The sequence below is a fragment of the Methylobacterium organophilum genome, assembly GCF_022533465.1.
Classification (GTDB): Bacteria; Pseudomonadota; Alphaproteobacteria; order Rhizobiales; family Beijerinckiaceae; genus Methylobacterium; species Methylobacterium organophilum.
The window spans coordinates 4357884-4372890 of sequence record NZ_CP092848.1 but is presented as its reverse complement, the minus strand read 5'-3'; the positions used below and the strand labels follow the sequence as shown (position 1 = coordinate 4372890).

14 protein-coding genes are annotated in these 15007 nt (G+C 70.6%); 8 read left to right on the top strand and 6 right to left on the bottom strand.

Annotated elements, in window-relative coordinates; genetic code table 11:
- Positions 1-34 precede the first annotated feature (34 nt).
- Both MMB17_RS20675 and MMB17_RS20670 read right to left on the bottom strand, forming a co-directional pair.
- Positions 35-1390 carry a cytosine deaminase gene (locus MMB17_RS20675; RefSeq protein ID WP_241100117.1) on the bottom strand — a complete coding sequence of 452 codons (1356 nt, stop codon included), beginning with the start codon at positions 1388-1390 and terminating at the stop codon, positions 35-37.
- Between the two features lie 35 nt (positions 1391-1425).
- A complete protein-coding gene (locus MMB17_RS20670) occupies positions 1426-2331 on the bottom strand; it encodes a LysR family transcriptional regulator (RefSeq protein WP_241100116.1) in 906 nt (301 codons plus the stop codon).
- Positions 2332-2759: 428 nt separating this feature from the next.
- Between MMB17_RS20670 and MMB17_RS20665 the strand changes: the two genes are divergently transcribed.
- From MMB17_RS20665 to MMB17_RS20630, 8 genes are all read left to right on the top strand, one after another.
- The gene (locus tag MMB17_RS20665; protein WP_241100115.1) at positions 2760-3746 is read left to right on the top strand and encodes an ABC transporter substrate-binding protein; all 987 of its coding nucleotides are present in this window, start codon (positions 2760-2762) and stop codon (positions 3744-3746) included.
- 8 nt (positions 3747-3754) lie between these two features.
- A complete protein-coding gene (locus MMB17_RS20660; RefSeq protein ID WP_241100114.1) occupies positions 3755-4654 on the top strand; it encodes an ABC transporter ATP-binding protein in 900 nt (299 codons plus the stop codon).
- Positions 4651-5442, top strand: a complete 792-nt coding sequence (locus MMB17_RS20655; protein ID WP_241100113.1) for an ABC transporter permease — start codon at positions 4651-4653, stop codon at positions 5440-5442. Before MMB17_RS20660 ends, MMB17_RS20655 begins: the two co-directional genes overlap by 4 nt.
- Before the next feature lie 109 nt (positions 5443-5551).
- Positions 5552-6625: an aromatic ring-hydroxylating dioxygenase subunit alpha gene (locus MMB17_RS20650; RefSeq protein WP_241100112.1), complete on the top strand. Its 1074-nt coding sequence runs from the start codon at positions 5552-5554 to the stop codon at positions 6623-6625.
- 88 nt (positions 6626-6713) lie between these two features.
- Positions 6714-7724: an ABC transporter substrate-binding protein gene (locus tag MMB17_RS20645; RefSeq protein WP_241100111.1), complete on the top strand. Its 1011-nt coding sequence runs from the start codon at positions 6714-6716 to the stop codon at positions 7722-7724.
- A gap of 17 nt (positions 7725-7741) precedes the next feature.
- On the top strand, positions 7742-8725 hold the full coding sequence (locus MMB17_RS20640) for an isopenicillin N synthase family dioxygenase (protein WP_241100110.1): 984 nt from the start codon (positions 7742-7744) through the stop codon (positions 8723-8725).
- 124 nt (positions 8726-8849) lie between these two features.
- On the top strand, positions 8850-10232 hold the full coding sequence (locus MMB17_RS20635; RefSeq protein ID WP_241100109.1) for an FAD-binding oxidoreductase: 1383 nt from the start codon (positions 8850-8852) through the stop codon (positions 10230-10232).
- Positions 10229-10825, top strand: coding sequence for an NAD(P)H-dependent oxidoreductase (locus MMB17_RS20630; protein WP_241100108.1), 597 nt, complete (start codon positions 10229-10231; stop codon positions 10823-10825). The genes MMB17_RS20635 and MMB17_RS20630 overlap by 4 nt, the downstream gene beginning before the upstream one ends.
- A 429-nt stretch (positions 10826-11254) precedes the next feature.
- Here MMB17_RS20630 and MMB17_RS20625 read toward each other — a convergent pair whose 3' ends face one another.
- The 4 genes from MMB17_RS20625 to MMB17_RS20610 form a co-directional block, all read right to left on the bottom strand.
- A complete protein-coding gene (locus MMB17_RS20625; protein WP_241100107.1) occupies positions 11255-11758 on the bottom strand; it encodes a DUF3280 domain-containing protein in 504 nt (167 codons plus the stop codon).
- Positions 11759-11856: 98 nt separating this feature from the next.
- A complete protein-coding gene (locus MMB17_RS20620) occupies positions 11857-13593 on the bottom strand; it encodes a methyl-accepting chemotaxis protein (protein WP_241100106.1) in 1737 nt (578 codons plus the stop codon).
- 142 nt (positions 13594-13735) lie between these two features.
- The gene (locus MMB17_RS20615; protein ID WP_241100105.1) at positions 13736-14812 is read right to left on the bottom strand and encodes an HlyD family secretion protein; all 1077 of its coding nucleotides are present in this window, start codon (positions 14810-14812) and stop codon (positions 13736-13738) included.
- On the bottom strand, positions 14812-15006 hold the full coding sequence (locus MMB17_RS20610) for a DUF1656 domain-containing protein (protein ID WP_241100104.1): 195 nt from the start codon (positions 15004-15006) through the stop codon (positions 14812-14814). The genes MMB17_RS20615 and MMB17_RS20610 overlap by 1 nt, the downstream gene beginning before the upstream one ends.
- Between the last annotated feature and the right edge of the window lies 1 nt (position 15007).

Below are 15007 nucleotides of genomic sequence, written 5' to 3'. Positions count from 1 at the left end.
CGTTCTTGCGCGCAGACCGACCGCGCTGCGCTGCCTACCAAGCAGCGGATTCCCCATCCAGAGCCTCGTAGGACGGCGCCTCCGCACGCAGGCGGCGGCCGTTGGTGAGGATGAGGCGGTTGGCGTGCGGACGGGCCAGCACCTCGTTGAGGGTGCGTGCGGCCAAGAGGATAAGGTCTGCCGGCCCCCCCTCGCGCACGGAGCCGGCTTCGAGGCCCATGATGGCGGCCGGGAGGGGGCCGACCATCGCCGGCGCGTCGGCGAAGGGGTGGTCGAGATGCAGGATCCGCACGCCCATGCGGAAGGTGTCGAGCACGTCGTGATCGCCGTAGGCGTAGAAGGCGTCGCGGCAATTGTCCCCGGCGATGGCCACCGGCACCCCGGCCGCCTTCAGCTCCTGCACCGGGGCGACGCCGCGCCAGCGCGGGGTGCGGCCGCGGCTGCGGTCCTGGAGATACAGGTTCACCGTGGGCAGGGTGACGATGCGCAGGCCGGCCTGCGCCACCAGGGCGATGGTGGCGGCCGCGGTCTCCGGATCCTGCACGGCGAGGCTGCAGCAATGCCCGCAGGTCACGCGGCCCTCGTAGCCGTTGCGCAGCACCGCCCGGGCGATCGCCGCCAGCGAGGCGGCCTGGGGATCGCCGGTCTCGTCGACATGGAGATCCACGTCGAGATCGCGCTCCCGGGCGAGGCGGAAGAGATCGTCGAGGAGCCCGTCCATCTCGTCGAGCGCCTGCCCGTGCAGGCCGCCGGTCGGCCGGGTGACGCCGCCGATCAGGCCGCCCGATTCGGCGATGAGGTCGGCGAGCCGGATGCCGTAGGGGGTGGCATAGGCGTCGATCGGGGTGAGGCCGACGCCCTGCAGGGTGATCCGGCCGGCCCAGGCGTCGCGCATCTCGCGGAACACGCCCCAGGTCACCGCCGCCTGGTCGCGGGAGGAGCCCTCGCCCGCCCCGCTCTCCTGGCTGTCGAGATGGGTGCGGATCGCCGCCACGCCGTGGGCCTCGGCGCAGGCGAGGCCGAATTCCATGCGCCGGCGCAGATCCTCCGCGGTCCAGTAGCGGGTGCGGTCCGCGGTGGTGGCGTCGCGCGCGCCCGGGAAATCGCCGTCCGGGTTCGGCGTGCGCGCCACCGTATGGCCCTTGTCGAGATGGGTGTGCACGTCGATCAGGCGCGGCCAGGCCTGGCGCCCCTTCAGGTCGAAGGCGGGCAAGTCCGCGGGCCCATGGCCCGCGGGAACGATCCGGGCGAGCTTCCCGTCCGCCACGACGAGGTCGAGGAGGGGGCTCCCGTCCGCGTCGGTCGCAGCACCCTCGGGCACGCCGCCGGGCAGGAAGACGCCCGGAACGCGGGCATTGCGCAGGAGATAGGCCGCAGCGTCGGGCAGCATCGTGGGTTCGGGTCCTTGATGGGTAGAAGAGGGGGTCAGTCGACCGCGCTGTGCTTCTCGAAGGCCGCCTCGAGGCGGCTCGCCAAGAGATGCGCAGGCCCGTCCAGGGAGGCGCGGGCGCGCTGGGACAGGGTCACCTTCTGGGTGATGGCGGCGGCGTCCGAGAGGGGCGTGAAGGCCAGCACCCCGCGGCGGATCTCCTCGCCGACATCGGACAGGTTCACGAAGGTGATGTGCGGCGGCGTCTGGGCGAGCCGCTTCATCAGCTCGATGGAATTGGTCTCGACGGCGGGGGTGAAGGTCGCGCCCTGCGGCACCAGCATCTCTAGCACGTCGCGCAGGGTCATGGAGCGGTCGGCCGTGACGATCGGGTATTCGAGGCAATCGGTCATGCGCACGTGGAAGCGCCCGTTGAGGGGATGCTCGGGCGCCATCACCGCGCCGAGCCGGTGCTCGAACTCGGCGATCCGGTGGAGGCGGGGATTGGGCGGCATGCGGTAGGCGAGCGCCAGATCCGCCTCGCCCGCGAGCACGGCCTGCACGATGTCGTCCACCGGCAGCACCGCGACCTTGACCACGATGCGGGGATTGGTCTCGCGGAACTCGCGGATCACGCCGGCCAGCACCCCCGCGGCGAGGCTCGCCATGGTCGCGACCGTCACCTCGCCGCGGGTCAGGCCCTTGAGGGAGGCGACCTGGGCGAGGACGCGGTCGTGCTCCTTCAGGGTCTCGCGCACGTGGCGCATCAGCACCTCGCCGGCGGCGGTGAGGCGAAGGCCCCGGGGGAGACGTTCGAAGAGCGGCGTGCCCATCTCCTCCTCCAGCGCGAGGATCTGACGGTTGATCGCGCTGGAGGCCACGTTGAGGCGGGTCGCCGCCCGCCGGATGGAGCCGCTGCGGGCGACCTCGTCGAGGTAGCCGAGCAGGCGATGATGCAACATGGACCCTCGCGACCCTCGTCCCGCCTTCCGGCGATGTGCTGCGACATCCGCGCGACCGTCCCGCGAGGCGGATATCGACCAAGCCCGCGTCTCTCGTGAACGCCAAGCCCCCGCGCAGGCCCTTAGCAGGGACCTTGCCAATCTCGGATCCGCATCACCGACGGCCGTCGCGCCCGCTTTTTGAGAACGCTTCGAAGAGAGCGTCTAACCCCTTGCGGCATCGAGCTTGTGCAAACGCCCGGAGCCGCATCAGCGACCTCAAAACGCGCACACGCCGTCCGAAAAACGGTGCTTTCCAAGCAGCGATACGGCCGCCACCGTTCGGGCATCGACTCGGCACGGCCTGTGCGTCCGAAGGGCAGGCGGCAATGTCCGGGCTATGGGGGTTCCACATGCGGGCGTTCGGTTATCCTCGGCCTTCTGATGCGGTGCGGTCCCGTCCGGGCCGGCGCGTTCTGCTGGCCGGCTTCGCCTCCGTCGCCGCGCTAACCCTGGCCGGCCCGGCCTCGGCGGCAGAGAAGATCGTGTTCCTCACGAGCTGGTACGCCCAGGCCGAGCATGGCGGCTTCTACCAGGCCAAGGCGACGGGCCTGTACGAGAAGGCGGGCCTCGACGTCGAGATCCGCATGGGCGGCCCGCAGGTCAACGGCATGCAGCTCCTGCTCGCCGGCGAGGCCGACGCGATCATGGGCTTCGACTTCCAGGTCCTCCAGGCGGTCGAGAAGGGCCTGCCGGCGGTCACCGTCGCCGCCTCCTTCCAGTACGACCTCCAGGGCATGATGACCCACGAGGACGTGAAGAGCCTGGCCGGGGTCAAGGACAAGACCATCCTGGTCGCGGGCTCGGGCATGACCTCCTGGTGGCCCTGGCTGAAGAAGAAGTACGCGCTCTCCGACGCGCAGGTGAAGGCCTATACCTTCAACCTGCAGCCCTTCTTCGCCGACAAGACCGTCGTCCAGCAGGCCTATCCCTCCTCCGAGCCGTTCCAGGCGCAGGAGAAGGGCGTGCCGGTGAACTTCTACCTCTTCGCGAAGGACGGCTATCCGCCCTACGGCACCACGATCGTCACCACCCGCAAGCTGATCGAGTCCAAGCCCGACGCGATGCGCAAGTTCGTGGCCGCCTCGATGGAGGGCTGGAAGAGCTACATGGCCGATCCGGCGCCGGGCAACGCGCTGATCAAGAAGGACAACCCGAAGATGACCGACGGCCAGATCGCCTTCGGCATCGCCAAGCTGAAGGAACTCAAGGTGCTCGGCGGCGACGCCAACGTCCCGATCGGCACCATGACCGAGGCCCGTTGGAAGACCAGCTACAACTACCTCGTCGAAGCCGGCCTGCTGAAGCCCGAGACCGACTGGAAGAAGGCCTTCAGCCTCGCCTTCATGCCCGTCCTGACCGCAAAGGCCGAGTGAGGACCCCGATGGCGGCGCTCGCCCGATCCTCCTCGCCGCGGCCCATGGAGGCGATCCCGCCCCAGCCGGCGCCCGAACGGATGAACCGGCCGGCCGCCAACGCCGCGCCGGCAGTGGAAGTGCTGTCCGCGGAAAAGGTCTTCCCGGACGGCACCCGCGGCCTGGCTCCGGTCAGCCTGACCGTGCGCGAGGGGGAGTTCATCTCGCTGATCGGCCCCTCGGGCTGCGGCAAGAGTACCCTGCTCTCCCTCATCGCCAACCTCGCCGAGCCGAGCGACGGCCGCCTGCTGTGGTGGCGCGGCGGCTTCGACGGGGTCGGTGCCGAGGGCCGGCGCATGTCGGTGGTGTTCCAGGATGCCACCCTGATGCCCTGGCTGCGCATCGCCTCGAACGTGCGCCTGCCCCTCGACCTCGCGGGGACGAAGAAGGCGGATTCCGCCCCCCGGGTCCAGGCCGCGCTGGAGATGGTCGGCCTCGGCCAGCAGGGCCGGAAATATCCGCGCCAGCTCTCGGGCGGCATGCGCATGCGCGCGGCCATCGCCCGCGGCCTCGTCACCGAGCCGAACCTGCTGCTCATGGACGAGCCCTTCGGGGCGCTCGACGAGTTCACCCGCAACAAGCTCGATTCCGACCTCGTCGACCTGTGGTGGCGGCGCTCGCTCACCGTGCTGTTCGTGACCCACTCGATCTACGAGGCGGTGTTCCTCTCGACCCGCATCGTGGTGATGGCGGCCCGGCCGGGCCGGATCTTCGCCGAGATGACCATCGACGAGCCCCATCCCCGCGGCGACGCCTTCCGGCGCAGCCCGCGCTTCGCCGAATATTGCCAGCGGCTCTCCAGCCTCCTGACCGAGGCCTCCCTCGCCAGCGACCCGGCGAGCGCCGCCGCCCCGGAGGCCGAGGCATGACTCCGCTGTCCAAGAATCCCCGCTTCCAGGCGGTGATGCCGCCGGTCGTGGTCGGGCTCTGCGTGCTCGGCCTGTGGGAGGCCCTGTGCCGCGGCTTCGCGATCCCGGAATACCTGTTCCCGGCGCCCAGCGTGATCGCGGCCTCGCTCGTCCAGAACGGGCCGGACCTGATGCACGCCCTGTGGAGCACGATCCGCGTGACGCTGATCGCCTTCGCCCTCTCCACGGTGCTCGGCACCCTGATCGCCTTCCTGTTCGTGCAGAGCCGCTTCATCGAGCGCGGCTTTTTCCCCTACGCGGTGATGCTGCAGGTCACCCCCGTGGTGGCGGTGGCCCCGCTCATCATCATCCTGGTGCGCGACACCCAGATCGCCCTCGTGATCTGCGCGACCATCATCGCGATCTTCCCGATGATCTCGAACACGACGGTGGGCCTGCGCAGCGTCGATCCGGGCCTCGTCAACCTGATGCGGGTCTACCGGGCCAACCGCCTGCAGACGCTCCTGCGCCTGCGCATCCCGAGCGCCCTCGGCTATTTCTTCGCGGGGCTGCGCATCTCCTCGGGCCTGGCGCTGATCGGCGCCGTCGTGGCGGAATTCGTGGCCGGCACCGGCGGGCGCAGTGCGGGGCTCGCCTACGAGATCCTTCAGGCCGGTTTCCAGCTCGACATTCCCCGGATGTTCGCCGCGCTCTCGCTGATCACCGCGGCCGGCATCCTCCTCTTCCTCGCCATGAGCGGACTGAGCCGCCTCGCGCTCGGCTCGTGGGGGGATCCCGAGCGGGCCTGAGCGGCCCGCCCGTGCCAGGACGCGCCCCCGCCCACCGATCGACGGGGCGCGCCTCTCAACCACCGCATGCCGGAGGGCTTCACGCCGGGCATCATCGAAGGAGACTTCCATGCTGACGACTCGTCAGAAGCTCTGGCGCCATTACTGGTACGCGACCCTGCGCATCGAGGAGCTGAAGGAGGGGCCGAAGCCCTTCACCCTGATGGGCGAGAAGATCGTGCTGTTCCTCGACGGGAACGGCGAGCCGGCGGCGATGATGGACCGCTGCTGCCACCGCACCGCCAAGCTCTCCAAGGGCTGGTGCGACAACGGCCTGATCGTGTGCGGCTATCACGGCTGGGCCTATGACCGGCACGGCGCCCTCGCCCGCATCCCCCAGTTCAACCCGGACCAGGTGGTGCCGCGGCTCGCCGTGAAGGCCTATCACTGCACGGAGCGCTACGGCTACGCCTGGGTCTGCCTGGAGGAGCCCCGCGCGGCGATCCCCGAGATCCCCGAGGACACGATGCCCGGCTACCGGCGCATCCAGCAGTTCCACGACGTGTGGAAGACCTCGCCCCTGCGCCTGATGGAGAACTCCTTCGACAACGCGCATTTCGCCTTCGTGCACAAGAACACGTTCGGGCAGATCGACCAGCCGATCCCGGAAAAATACGAGATCACCGAGACCGATTACGGCTTCGAGGCGGAGACGATCATCACCATCGCCAACCCGCCGATGGCCCACCGCATCTCCGGCACCACCGAGCCGACCACCAAGCGCCACATGCGCAACAAGTGGTTCATGCCGTTCTGCCGCCGGCTCGACATCGCGTATCCGTCGGGGCTGCGGCACATCATCTTCAACTCGGCGACGCCGATCGACGACGGCACCATCCGGCTCGCGCAGATCCTCTACCGCAACGATTCGGAGGCGGACTGCTCGACGCAGGAGCTGATCGCCTGGGACGCGGCGATCATCGAGGAGGATCGCGACATCCTCGAATCGACCGATCCGGACGCGACCGTCGACATGAGCCGCAAGGTCGAGAGCCACATGCCCTCCGACCGCCCGGGCATGATCATGCGCCGGCGCCTGCTCGCCCTCCTGCGGGAGCACGGCGAGGACGAGGTCTCGGAGGCGGTGCCCGCCGTCTCGGTACCCGTCGCCCCGACCCTGACGCCCCACGAGCAGATGGTCTGACGCGCGCTTCCCGCCCCGTTCCCGGGACCCCGGCCGGTTGCCGGGGTCTCCCGCACCCTGCCTCTCACCCCCCTGGAGATCCCCCTCGATGCCTGCTGCCGTCCCCTCCGCCGCTCGCCGCGCCCGGCGAACGAGCCGCCTCCTCGCGGCGCTCGCGGTGGCGACAGGGCTCGCCGCCTCGCCGGCCCGCGCCCTGGAGAAGGTCAGCTTCGGCCTCAACTGGGTGCCGGAGGCGGAGCATTGCGGCTTCTTCCAGGCCAAGGCCCGGGGCTATTACGAGGCGGCGGGGCTCGACGTGGAGCTCAAGCCCGGCAACCCGAACGTGAACATGCCGCTCCTCGTCGCCTCGGGCGAGGTGAACATGGGCATGGGCTCGAGCTTCACCACGCTCAACCTCGTCGCCAAGGGCGTGAAGGCGCGCACCGTCGCCTCCTTCTTCCAGAAGGACCCGCAGACCCTCGTCGCCCATGCCGGCCAGGGCGTGGCGACGCTGCAGGACCTCAAGGGCAAGCCGATCATGATCGGCGGGTTCTCGCGCAACGAGTTCTGGCAGTTCCTGAAGGCGGCCTACGGCTTCGACGACGGGCAGCTGCGGCCCTACGCCTATTCCGCCGCGCCCTTCCTCGCCGACAAGAAGGCGGTGCAGCAGGGCTACATCACCGACGACGCGGCGACCCTCGGCAAGGTCCTGCCCGAGCCGCCGGTCTCGATCCTGCTCGCCGATTACGGCTACAACAATTACGCGACCACGGTCTTCGCCACCGACGCCTATCTCGACACCCACAAGAAGACCGTGCAGGCCTTCCTGGATGCGAGCCGCAAGGGCTGGACCGAGTGCATGAGCGGCGACTACGCGCCGGCCATGAAGGCGGTGCTCGACCTCGTGCCGACCGGCGGCGAGGAGCTGTTCCACTTCAAGGTGGACCAGATGAAGAAGCGCGGCCTCGTCGAGGGCGGCGACGCGGAGACCCTTGGCATCGGCGCCATGACCGATGCGCGCTGGAAGTCCTTCTTCGACGTGATGGTCAAGGCCGGCATCTACCCGGCCTCCCTCGACGTCACCAAGGCCTACACCCTCGAGTTCATCGGCAAGAAGTAGACCCGGAGAGGCCGAAGATGGACCTGCCGATCGTCGACATCGCCCCCTTCCTGCATGGGGACGCCGCCGCGCGGCGCTCGGTCGGTCGCGCCTTCGGCCACGCCTTCGAGACGACGGGCTTCGCCGTGGTCACCGGCCACGGCGTGCCCGAGCGGCTCGCCACCGAGCTCTACGGGGCGATGAAGCGCTACTTCGCCCAGGACCTCGCGGCGAAGCTGAAGGACATGCCGCCGGAGAAGACCAAGGGGCGGGGCTACCTGCCCATGGGCATCGAGAGCGTCGCCAAGACGCTCCGGGGCGAGACGCCGCCGGATCTCTGCGAGGCCTTGGTCTTCTCCGCGCCCCACCGCGAGGGCCGGGGCGGGCGCCCCAATCTCTGGCCGGAGGAACCGCCGGAGCTCGCCGCCCTCGTCGCGGCCTGGCGGGACGAGATTTTGGGCCTGTCCGCCCGGCTGACCCAGCTCTCGGCGCTGGCGCTCGACCTGCCGGAGGACCATTTCGCGCCCTTCTTCGCGGACCCGGCCCTGGTGCTGCGCTTCGTCCACTATCCCGACCAGCCGGAGCCCCCGGCCCCGGGCCAGCTGCGCTACGGTGCGCATCACGATTACGGCGGGCTGACCATCCTGCGCCAGGACGCGGCGCCCGGCGGCCTGGAGGTCGCCGACCGCGACGGCACCTGGCACGAGGCCCGGGTCGTGCCGGATTCCTTCGTGATCAATGTCGGGGACCTGATGTCCCGCTGGACCAACGGCCGCTGGCGCTCGACCCTGCACCGGGTCTCGAACCCGGACCGGTCGCTCACCGGCTCCACGGCGCGCCTGTCCATGGTCGCCTTCACGGGGCCGAACGAGGAATCCGAGGTGGCCTGCCTGCCGAGCTGCTGCGACGCGGCGCATCCCGCCCGGTTCGAGCCGGTGAAGGCCGGCGACTACATCATGGCCAAGCTGGCCGCCTCGATGGACCTGACGGCCTGCCCCGCCTCCCCGAAACCGGGTGCGTGACGGGGCGCGAGGCGCCTGTCTTGCATCGCCCGTCCCGAAAGCCGCCCCCCTTCCGGGACGATGGGCGACACCCGCGGCGCGGCCGTGAGCCCGGCCCGCACCTTCCGACGAAGAGCCATAGCCTATGACCCGCCATCCCTCCTCTGAAGCCCTGGCCGCCCTGCGCAGCGAGCTCGCCGGCCGCGTCGCCCTCGTGGAGGAGCCCTCCCGGGTCCGGAAGCGCTCGCGGGACTTCTTCTGGTACTCGCCGGTGCTCAACGCCCAGCTCAACGGCCTGTCCGCGGATGTCGTGGTCGAGGCGGGAAGCGAGGCGGACGTGATCGCGGTGGCCTCGGCCTGCGCCCGCCACGGCGTGCCCCTGACCGTGCGCGGCGGCGGCACCGGCAATTACGGTCAGGCGGTGCCGCTCCAGGGCGGCGTGCTCCTCGACACGAGCGGGCTCGCCACCATCGAATGGCAGCGGGACGGGGCGGTGCGCACCGGCCCCGGCATCAAGATGAACCGGCTCGACGCGGAACTCGCCCCCGGGGGCGAGGAGATCCGCATGCATCCCTCCACCAAGCGCACCGCCACCATCGGCGGCTTCATCGCCGGGGGCTCGGGGGGCATCGGCTCGGTGAATTACGGGCAGCTGCGCGAGCGCGGCAACATTCGCGCCGCGCGGGTGGTGACCCTGGAGGCGGAACCGAAGGTGCTGGAGCTGACCGGCGACCGCGTCCACGGGGTCGCCCATGCCTACGGCACCACCGGCATCATCACCGCGCTGGAGATGCCCCTCGCCCCCGCCCGCCCCTGGATCGACGTGATCGTCGCCTTCGACGACTTCCTCGCCGCCGCGGAATGCGGCCTGGCGGTCGGGCGCGATGCCGCGATCGGCAAGAAGCTGATCACCCCGATCGCCTGGCCGCTGCCGCAATGGTTCACGGGCCTCAAGGCCTATTGCCCCGAGGGCCAGGCGATCCTGATCGCGATGATCGCGGAGGACACGCTGCCCGCCTTCCGGGCGCGGGTCGCCGAGGCCGGCGGGCGCATCACCCTGGAGACGCCGCTGGACGACGGCCCCGGCAGCGTGCCGCTCTACGAGTACACCTGGAACCACAGCACCCTGCAGGTGCTCAAGACCGACCGCAGCTGGACCTACCTGCAGAGCCTGCATCCGGCCGAGGGGCTGATGGAGAGCGTCGCCGCGATGGCCGCGCGCTTCCCCGGCGAGATCGTGCCGCATCTCGAACTCATCGAGTTCGCCGGCAAGCTCACCTATGCCGGCATCCCGCTCCTGAAATTCACCACCGAGGAGCGGCTGAACGCGATCATCGCCGAGCACGAGGCGAGCGGCGTCTGGATCGCCAATCCCCATGTCTACACGCTGGAGGACGGCACGAGGCACAAGCGGGCGGAGACCGACCAGCTCGGCTTCAAGCGGCTCACCGACCCGGCCGGCCTGATGAATCCCGGCAAGATGCGCAGCTTCACCCCAGCGGATGCCGAGGCAAGCCTTCCGGCATGACGACCCCCAAGAACGTCCTGTACGTCTACTGCCATCCCCTGCCGGAGAGCTTCCACGCGGCGATCCGCGAGGCGGCGCTGGCGGGGCTGCGGGAGGCCGGGCACCGGGTCGACCTGCTCGACCTCTATGCGGAGGGCTTCGATCCCGTTCTCTCGGCGGAGGGGCGGCGCCACTACCACGACACAGCCGTGAACCGGCGCGGGCTCGAAGCCTACGTGGCCCGGCTCCAGGCGGCGGAGGTGCTGGTGGTGCAATTCCCGACCTGGTGCTTCGGGCCGCCGGCCATGCTGAAGGGCTTCGTCGACCGGCTGATGATGCCCGGCGTCGCCTTCGACATGTCGGATCCGCGCCATGTGCGCCCGATCCTCGACAGCCTGAAGCGGATCGTCGGCGTGGTGACCTATGGCCGGCCGCGCTGGATGGCGCTCGCCATGCAGGATCCGCCGCGCCGGCTGGTGACGCGCTACCTGCGCTGGTTCGCGGCTTCGCGGGCGCGGGCCGAGTACCTCGCCCTCTACCACATGAACGTGGCGACTGACGCCAAACGCCGCGCCTTCCTGGAGAAGGTGCGGTTGAAGATGTCGAGACTGTAGGAGGCTGTCGCGGGAGACCGCGGCGGAAGCGGCCCAAGGCGGGGCATGTCGCGTGTTCGAAGTCGCGCCGTATCGGCCGCTTCTGCGCCCCTGGGAGCCGCTTCCGTCCGGTGGCTCGTGTCGCTTGCCGCTAGGCTTCGGGCCGAACCGGTTCCGAAGTGGTCGTGACGGCTTTTTGCTGCGGTGGAGTCATTCCTGTCTCCCTCAGCGTCTTTCCACGCGGGCAGGATCGATCTGCCCTGCGGATGTGCTTGCATCGCGAAGCACAGGGAAATACTGCGTCCGCCTCCCCGAGGCGTCAACCCCGAATTCGCGCCGAGCTTGATCGAATTTGCTCGCACGAATTCGTTTTCGCGCCGCATCCGTTGCCGCTCAAGCACTTGCACCCGACACGGACGCGGCGCAAAAATTTCCGGGGAGACAGATGTCCTACGGCGCCCGTTCCAGGAACTGATTCTTCACGAGATACCGGATGCCGCGGTCGAAGGACTCGTCGGTGTTGCCCCGCAGATCGACGCTGTAGGCCCGCTCGGGGGCCTCGCCCTGGAGCGGCTTCACGTAGATGTTGATGTTGAGGATGAGGTTGGAGACCTTCTGCACCTCGCCGATCACGGCGGCCTGGGCGCCCAGGCTCTTGGCCGCCGCCTCGGCGCAGCCGCCGCAGGCGCGCAGGTCCTTGCCCGCGAGATCCTCGGCGACGCTCTCCGTCGGGACCAGGGTGTAGCGGCCGCTCTCCGTCAGCAGCTTGCGGAACGCGTCCCCGGTGCGCTTGAGCCGGGCGAGATCGTCCTCGGTCGGCGGCGTCGGGGCACCCCGGGCGAACTGGAAATCGAACACGGCGAGCTTTTCCGGCTCGGCCCGGGCCGCGCCGGCCGCGAGGCTGAGGGCGAGCAGGGAGACGGCGAGGGCGGCGGCGGACCGGCGCGGCGTCATGGGGTTGCTCCTGGGATCCGGACGCGGGTCGAGGCCCGCCCATCCCAGGGGCAACGCCCGAGACGCGCCGATCGCCCCCCGAATTCCCCGACGCCCCTTCAGGCCGCCGGCCGCAGGTCGGACAGAAGGGACAGGGTCGGGGGGTGGCCCGTCCACGCGATGTAGGCGGCGGCGAGCTCCGCGGCGCCGCGCAGGGCTCCCGGCTCGTCCTGGTAGCCGTGGCTGCCAGAGATCGCAGCGCCCTGCCAGGTCCGCTCGATCGCCGCGCGCTGGGGCGTGGTGCAGAAGCGCTCGATGAAGGCGTCGGCCGCCATCAGCAACCGGCAGGAGGCGGGGTGATCGGCCACCGCCGCCGCGTAGTACCAGGGCGCCGGGGCGAGGTTGCCGGGGACGATCTCGATGCGGCCGCGCCAGGGACTGTCCGGGCTGGTGCAGGCCCAGTGCATGATCGGCGCGTCGATGGCGAAGGCATCGACCACCCCATCGGCCAGGGCGTCGTGGATGCGGCCCTGATCGGTCATCGGCACGAGGCTGCCCAGCGTCGCCACGCGCCGCCCCTTGGCGTGGAGATTCTGCGCCCAGCGCAGGCCCACTGTCTCCAGGGTGGCGTAGGCGCCGGGATCGTTGATGATGCCCAGGGTGCGCCCCTCGAGGTCCGCATGGCTGCGGATGCGCGTGTCGCCCGCCCGCCGCGCCAGCACGTAGTGGAGATAGGTGTAGGCGCGGGAATAGGCGATGCCCTCGTAGGCCGCGCTCGGGGCGAGGGCCGACCAGACGATGTCCACGGGCGGCTCGGCCGCCTTCGGCCCCGCCTCCAGCAGCTCGGTGCACTGGTCCCAGGGGCATTCGACGAACTGCGCCCTGACGCCGAGATGGTCGGCGAAAGCCTTGGCGTAGTCGATGTCGAGGCCGATGAGGGGCGCGCCAGGCTGGAGCCGGAAGGAGAGGCCCTTGAAGGCGGGCTCCACGGCGATGCGCAGCACGCCGCGGGCGCGCACGTCGTCGAGCCGGTCGTAGCCCGGCGGCAGGCGGGCGAGCCCGTGGCGGGCGAGGTCCAAGCCTGACCCGCCCTCCGCCGCCGCGAGCGTGTCCGCGGCGAGGGCCAGGGCACGGCCGGCCTTGGCCTCGGTGCGGTCGATGCAGGCCTGCATGGCCCCGAGCGCCTCGCCGATGGTGGCGTTGCTCATGCTGATCGCCGCCAGCTCGTTGCCGACGCCGCCGAGCAGATCCTCGATGCGGTCGGCGGTGGCCCGCACCGCGCCGCCGAGCCCGTCGAGGGCGCGGTCGGTGGAGCTGCGAAGGGCTCGGAGCTCGTTGCGCACGTCGGAGAAGTCGATCACGGAGGCCGCGTTGCGGGCGCTCTCGCGGGTCTGTTCGGCGAGCGCCCGCACCTCCTGCGCCACCACGGCGAAGCCGCGGCCATGCTCCCCGGCCCGGGCCGCCTCGATGGTGGCGTTGAGCGAGAGCATGCGGATCGTAGCGCCGATGCCGTCGATGACGGTGACGATGCGGGCCGCCTCCGCCGCCTTGGCGTCGATGCGCGCGCCGATCCGCTCGACCTCCGCCGTGATGGCGTTCATCGCCTCGGCCACCGCGCCGACCAGCTCGCCGCGCAGCCGCTCGGCGGTGCCGGCGGCGGTGTCGCGCCCGACGCTGCCGCGGGTGGCGGCGAGCGAGGCCTCGACGCCCGCGCTCTGGCGGCGGATCTCGCGGGTGAAGCCGCCGGCCTGGCCATTGGCCCGCGCCGCGTGCCGCAGCAGCGTCCCGACGCCCGCCAGACCCTCGGCACAGACGCGCGCGCCCTCATCGGCGGGGCGGGACGGGTCATGCTCCATCGGCAACTCCAGCAGGCCAGCAGATCTCTCGCGGCCAAGCTTGCCGAAGCCGGCTTAAGTCTCTGCTAAACCGAACAAAACAAGCCGACCGAGTTTTCGGCAGCGACTGCCGCGGAAGCAGGCGGGGCTGCCCGCGCGGCGTTCATTTGCCGCTCGCGGCGGCAGGCGAGAGGGGTCCGGAGCGGTCCCGCGCCGGGTCGAGCCAGCCGAGCACCGCGCCGCGCAGACCGGCGATCCAGGGCGGCATGGCGCCGACGCCGTCGCCCACGACCACGGTCGCGGTCATGCCGGCCACCAGCGTCACCTCGGGGGGCACGTGGTCGATGCGGATGCGCACCGGCACCCGCTGGGCGAGCCGGACCCAGGTATAGACGGGATCGACGTTCGGCAGGCCCTGCGTGCTCGGCGCGGCATTGGCCGTGGCGATGCCGAGCGTGATGCTCTCCACCGTCCCCCGCAGATGCGTCGCGTAGCCCATCAGCGCCATCTCGGCGGGGGCGCCGGCGCGGATGCCGGCCATCTTGGTCTCCTCGAAATAGCCGTCGACCCAGAAGGAATCGGTGTCGATCACCCGCACGTTCGGGCTGCCGGTGGAAGCGTAGTCGCCGACGCGCAGCAGCAGGTTGGTGACGCGCCCGTTCACGGTGGAGCGCACCTGCGTGCGCTCCAGATTCACCTTGGCCTGGGCGCGCTGGGCCTTGGCGGTGGCGAGCGCCGCCTCGGCGATCTTGGCCGTGCCGGCATATTGCTGCTTCTCCTCGACGGAGGTGGAGACGGTGGAGAGCGCCTGCCGGCGGGCGGACTGGGCCTGCTTCACCTGCAGGTCGGCCTCGCGGTTGGCGAACTCCGCCTCGGCGGACCGGACCGCGACCTCGAAGTCGAACGGGTCGATCACGTAGAGCACGTCGCCCTTGGCCACCGGCTGGTTGTCGGCGACCCGGATCTCCACGATCTGGCCCGAGACCTGGGGCGCGATGTTGGCGACCTGCACCCGCACCCGCCCGTCCCGGGTCCAGGGCGCGGTGACGTAGAACTGCCAGACCACCACGGCCGCCACGACGGCGCAGGCGAGGATCACGGCGGTCGCGAGGAGGCGGAGGATCCGCCCCGACCGCCCGCGCCGCGCCGGCGCCGGGCGCTCGACCGTCAGCGCCGGGGGCACCGCGCGGGGGGCGTCCGCGGCGTCCGGGTTCGCCTTGGGATCGTCCTCGTCCGCCATCACGCCAGCACGATCAGGAGGGCGAGGAGGCAGACATAGATCCCGGCCTCCGCCAGGGGGGCGTTCGCCACGTAGCGGCTGAACCGGATCCGCCGGAACAGCGCCCGCAACAGGATCAGGAGGGCGAAGGCGCCCAGGGCGTCGGCGACGAAGGGCGAGACGAGGATCCCACCGATCTCGAGTTCTTGGCGCATC

What these genes read in the sequence shown, in the direction of transcription:
- MMB17_RS20675 (WP_241100117.1), bottom strand. Translation starts at nt 1,390, where the DNA reads ATGCTGCCCGACGCTGCGGCCTATCTCCTGCGCAATGCCCGCGTTCCG.
- MMB17_RS20670 (WP_241100116.1), bottom strand. Translation starts at nt 2,331, where the DNA reads ATGTTGCATCATCGCCTGCTCGGCTACCTCGACGAGGTCGCCCGCAGC.
- MMB17_RS20660 (WP_241100114.1), top strand. Translation starts at nt 3,755, where the DNA reads ATGGCGGCGCTCGCCCGATCCTCCTCGCCGCGGCCCATGGAGGCGATC.
- MMB17_RS20655 (WP_241100113.1), top strand. Translation starts at nt 4,651, where the DNA reads ATGACTCCGCTGTCCAAGAATCCCCGCTTCCAGGCGGTGATGCCGCCG.
- MMB17_RS20650 (WP_241100112.1), top strand. Translation starts at nt 5,552, where the DNA reads ATGCTGACGACTCGTCAGAAGCTCTGGCGCCATTACTGGTACGCGACC.
- MMB17_RS20645 (WP_241100111.1), top strand. Translation starts at nt 6,714, where the DNA reads ATGCCTGCTGCCGTCCCCTCCGCCGCTCGCCGCGCCCGGCGAACGAGC.
- MMB17_RS20640 (WP_241100110.1), top strand. Translation starts at nt 7,742, where the DNA reads ATGGACCTGCCGATCGTCGACATCGCCCCCTTCCTGCATGGGGACGCC.
- MMB17_RS20635 (WP_241100109.1), top strand. Translation starts at nt 8,850, where the DNA reads ATGACCCGCCATCCCTCCTCTGAAGCCCTGGCCGCCCTGCGCAGCGAG.
- MMB17_RS20630 (WP_241100108.1), top strand. Translation starts at nt 10,229, where the DNA reads ATGACGACCCCCAAGAACGTCCTGTACGTCTACTGCCATCCCCTGCCG.
- MMB17_RS20625 (WP_241100107.1), bottom strand. Translation starts at nt 11,758, where the DNA reads ATGACGCCGCGCCGGTCCGCCGCCGCCCTCGCCGTCTCCCTGCTCGCC.
- MMB17_RS20620 (WP_241100106.1), bottom strand. Translation starts at nt 13,593, where the DNA reads ATGGAGCATGACCCGTCCCGCCCCGCCGATGAGGGCGCGCGCGTCTGT.
- MMB17_RS20615 (WP_241100105.1), bottom strand. Translation starts at nt 14,812, where the DNA reads ATGGCGGACGAGGACGATCCCAAGGCGAACCCGGACGCCGCGGACGCC.
- MMB17_RS20610 (WP_241100104.1), bottom strand. Translation starts at nt 15,006, where the DNA reads ATGCGCCAAGAACTCGAGATCGGTGGGATCCTCGTCTCGCCCTTCGTC.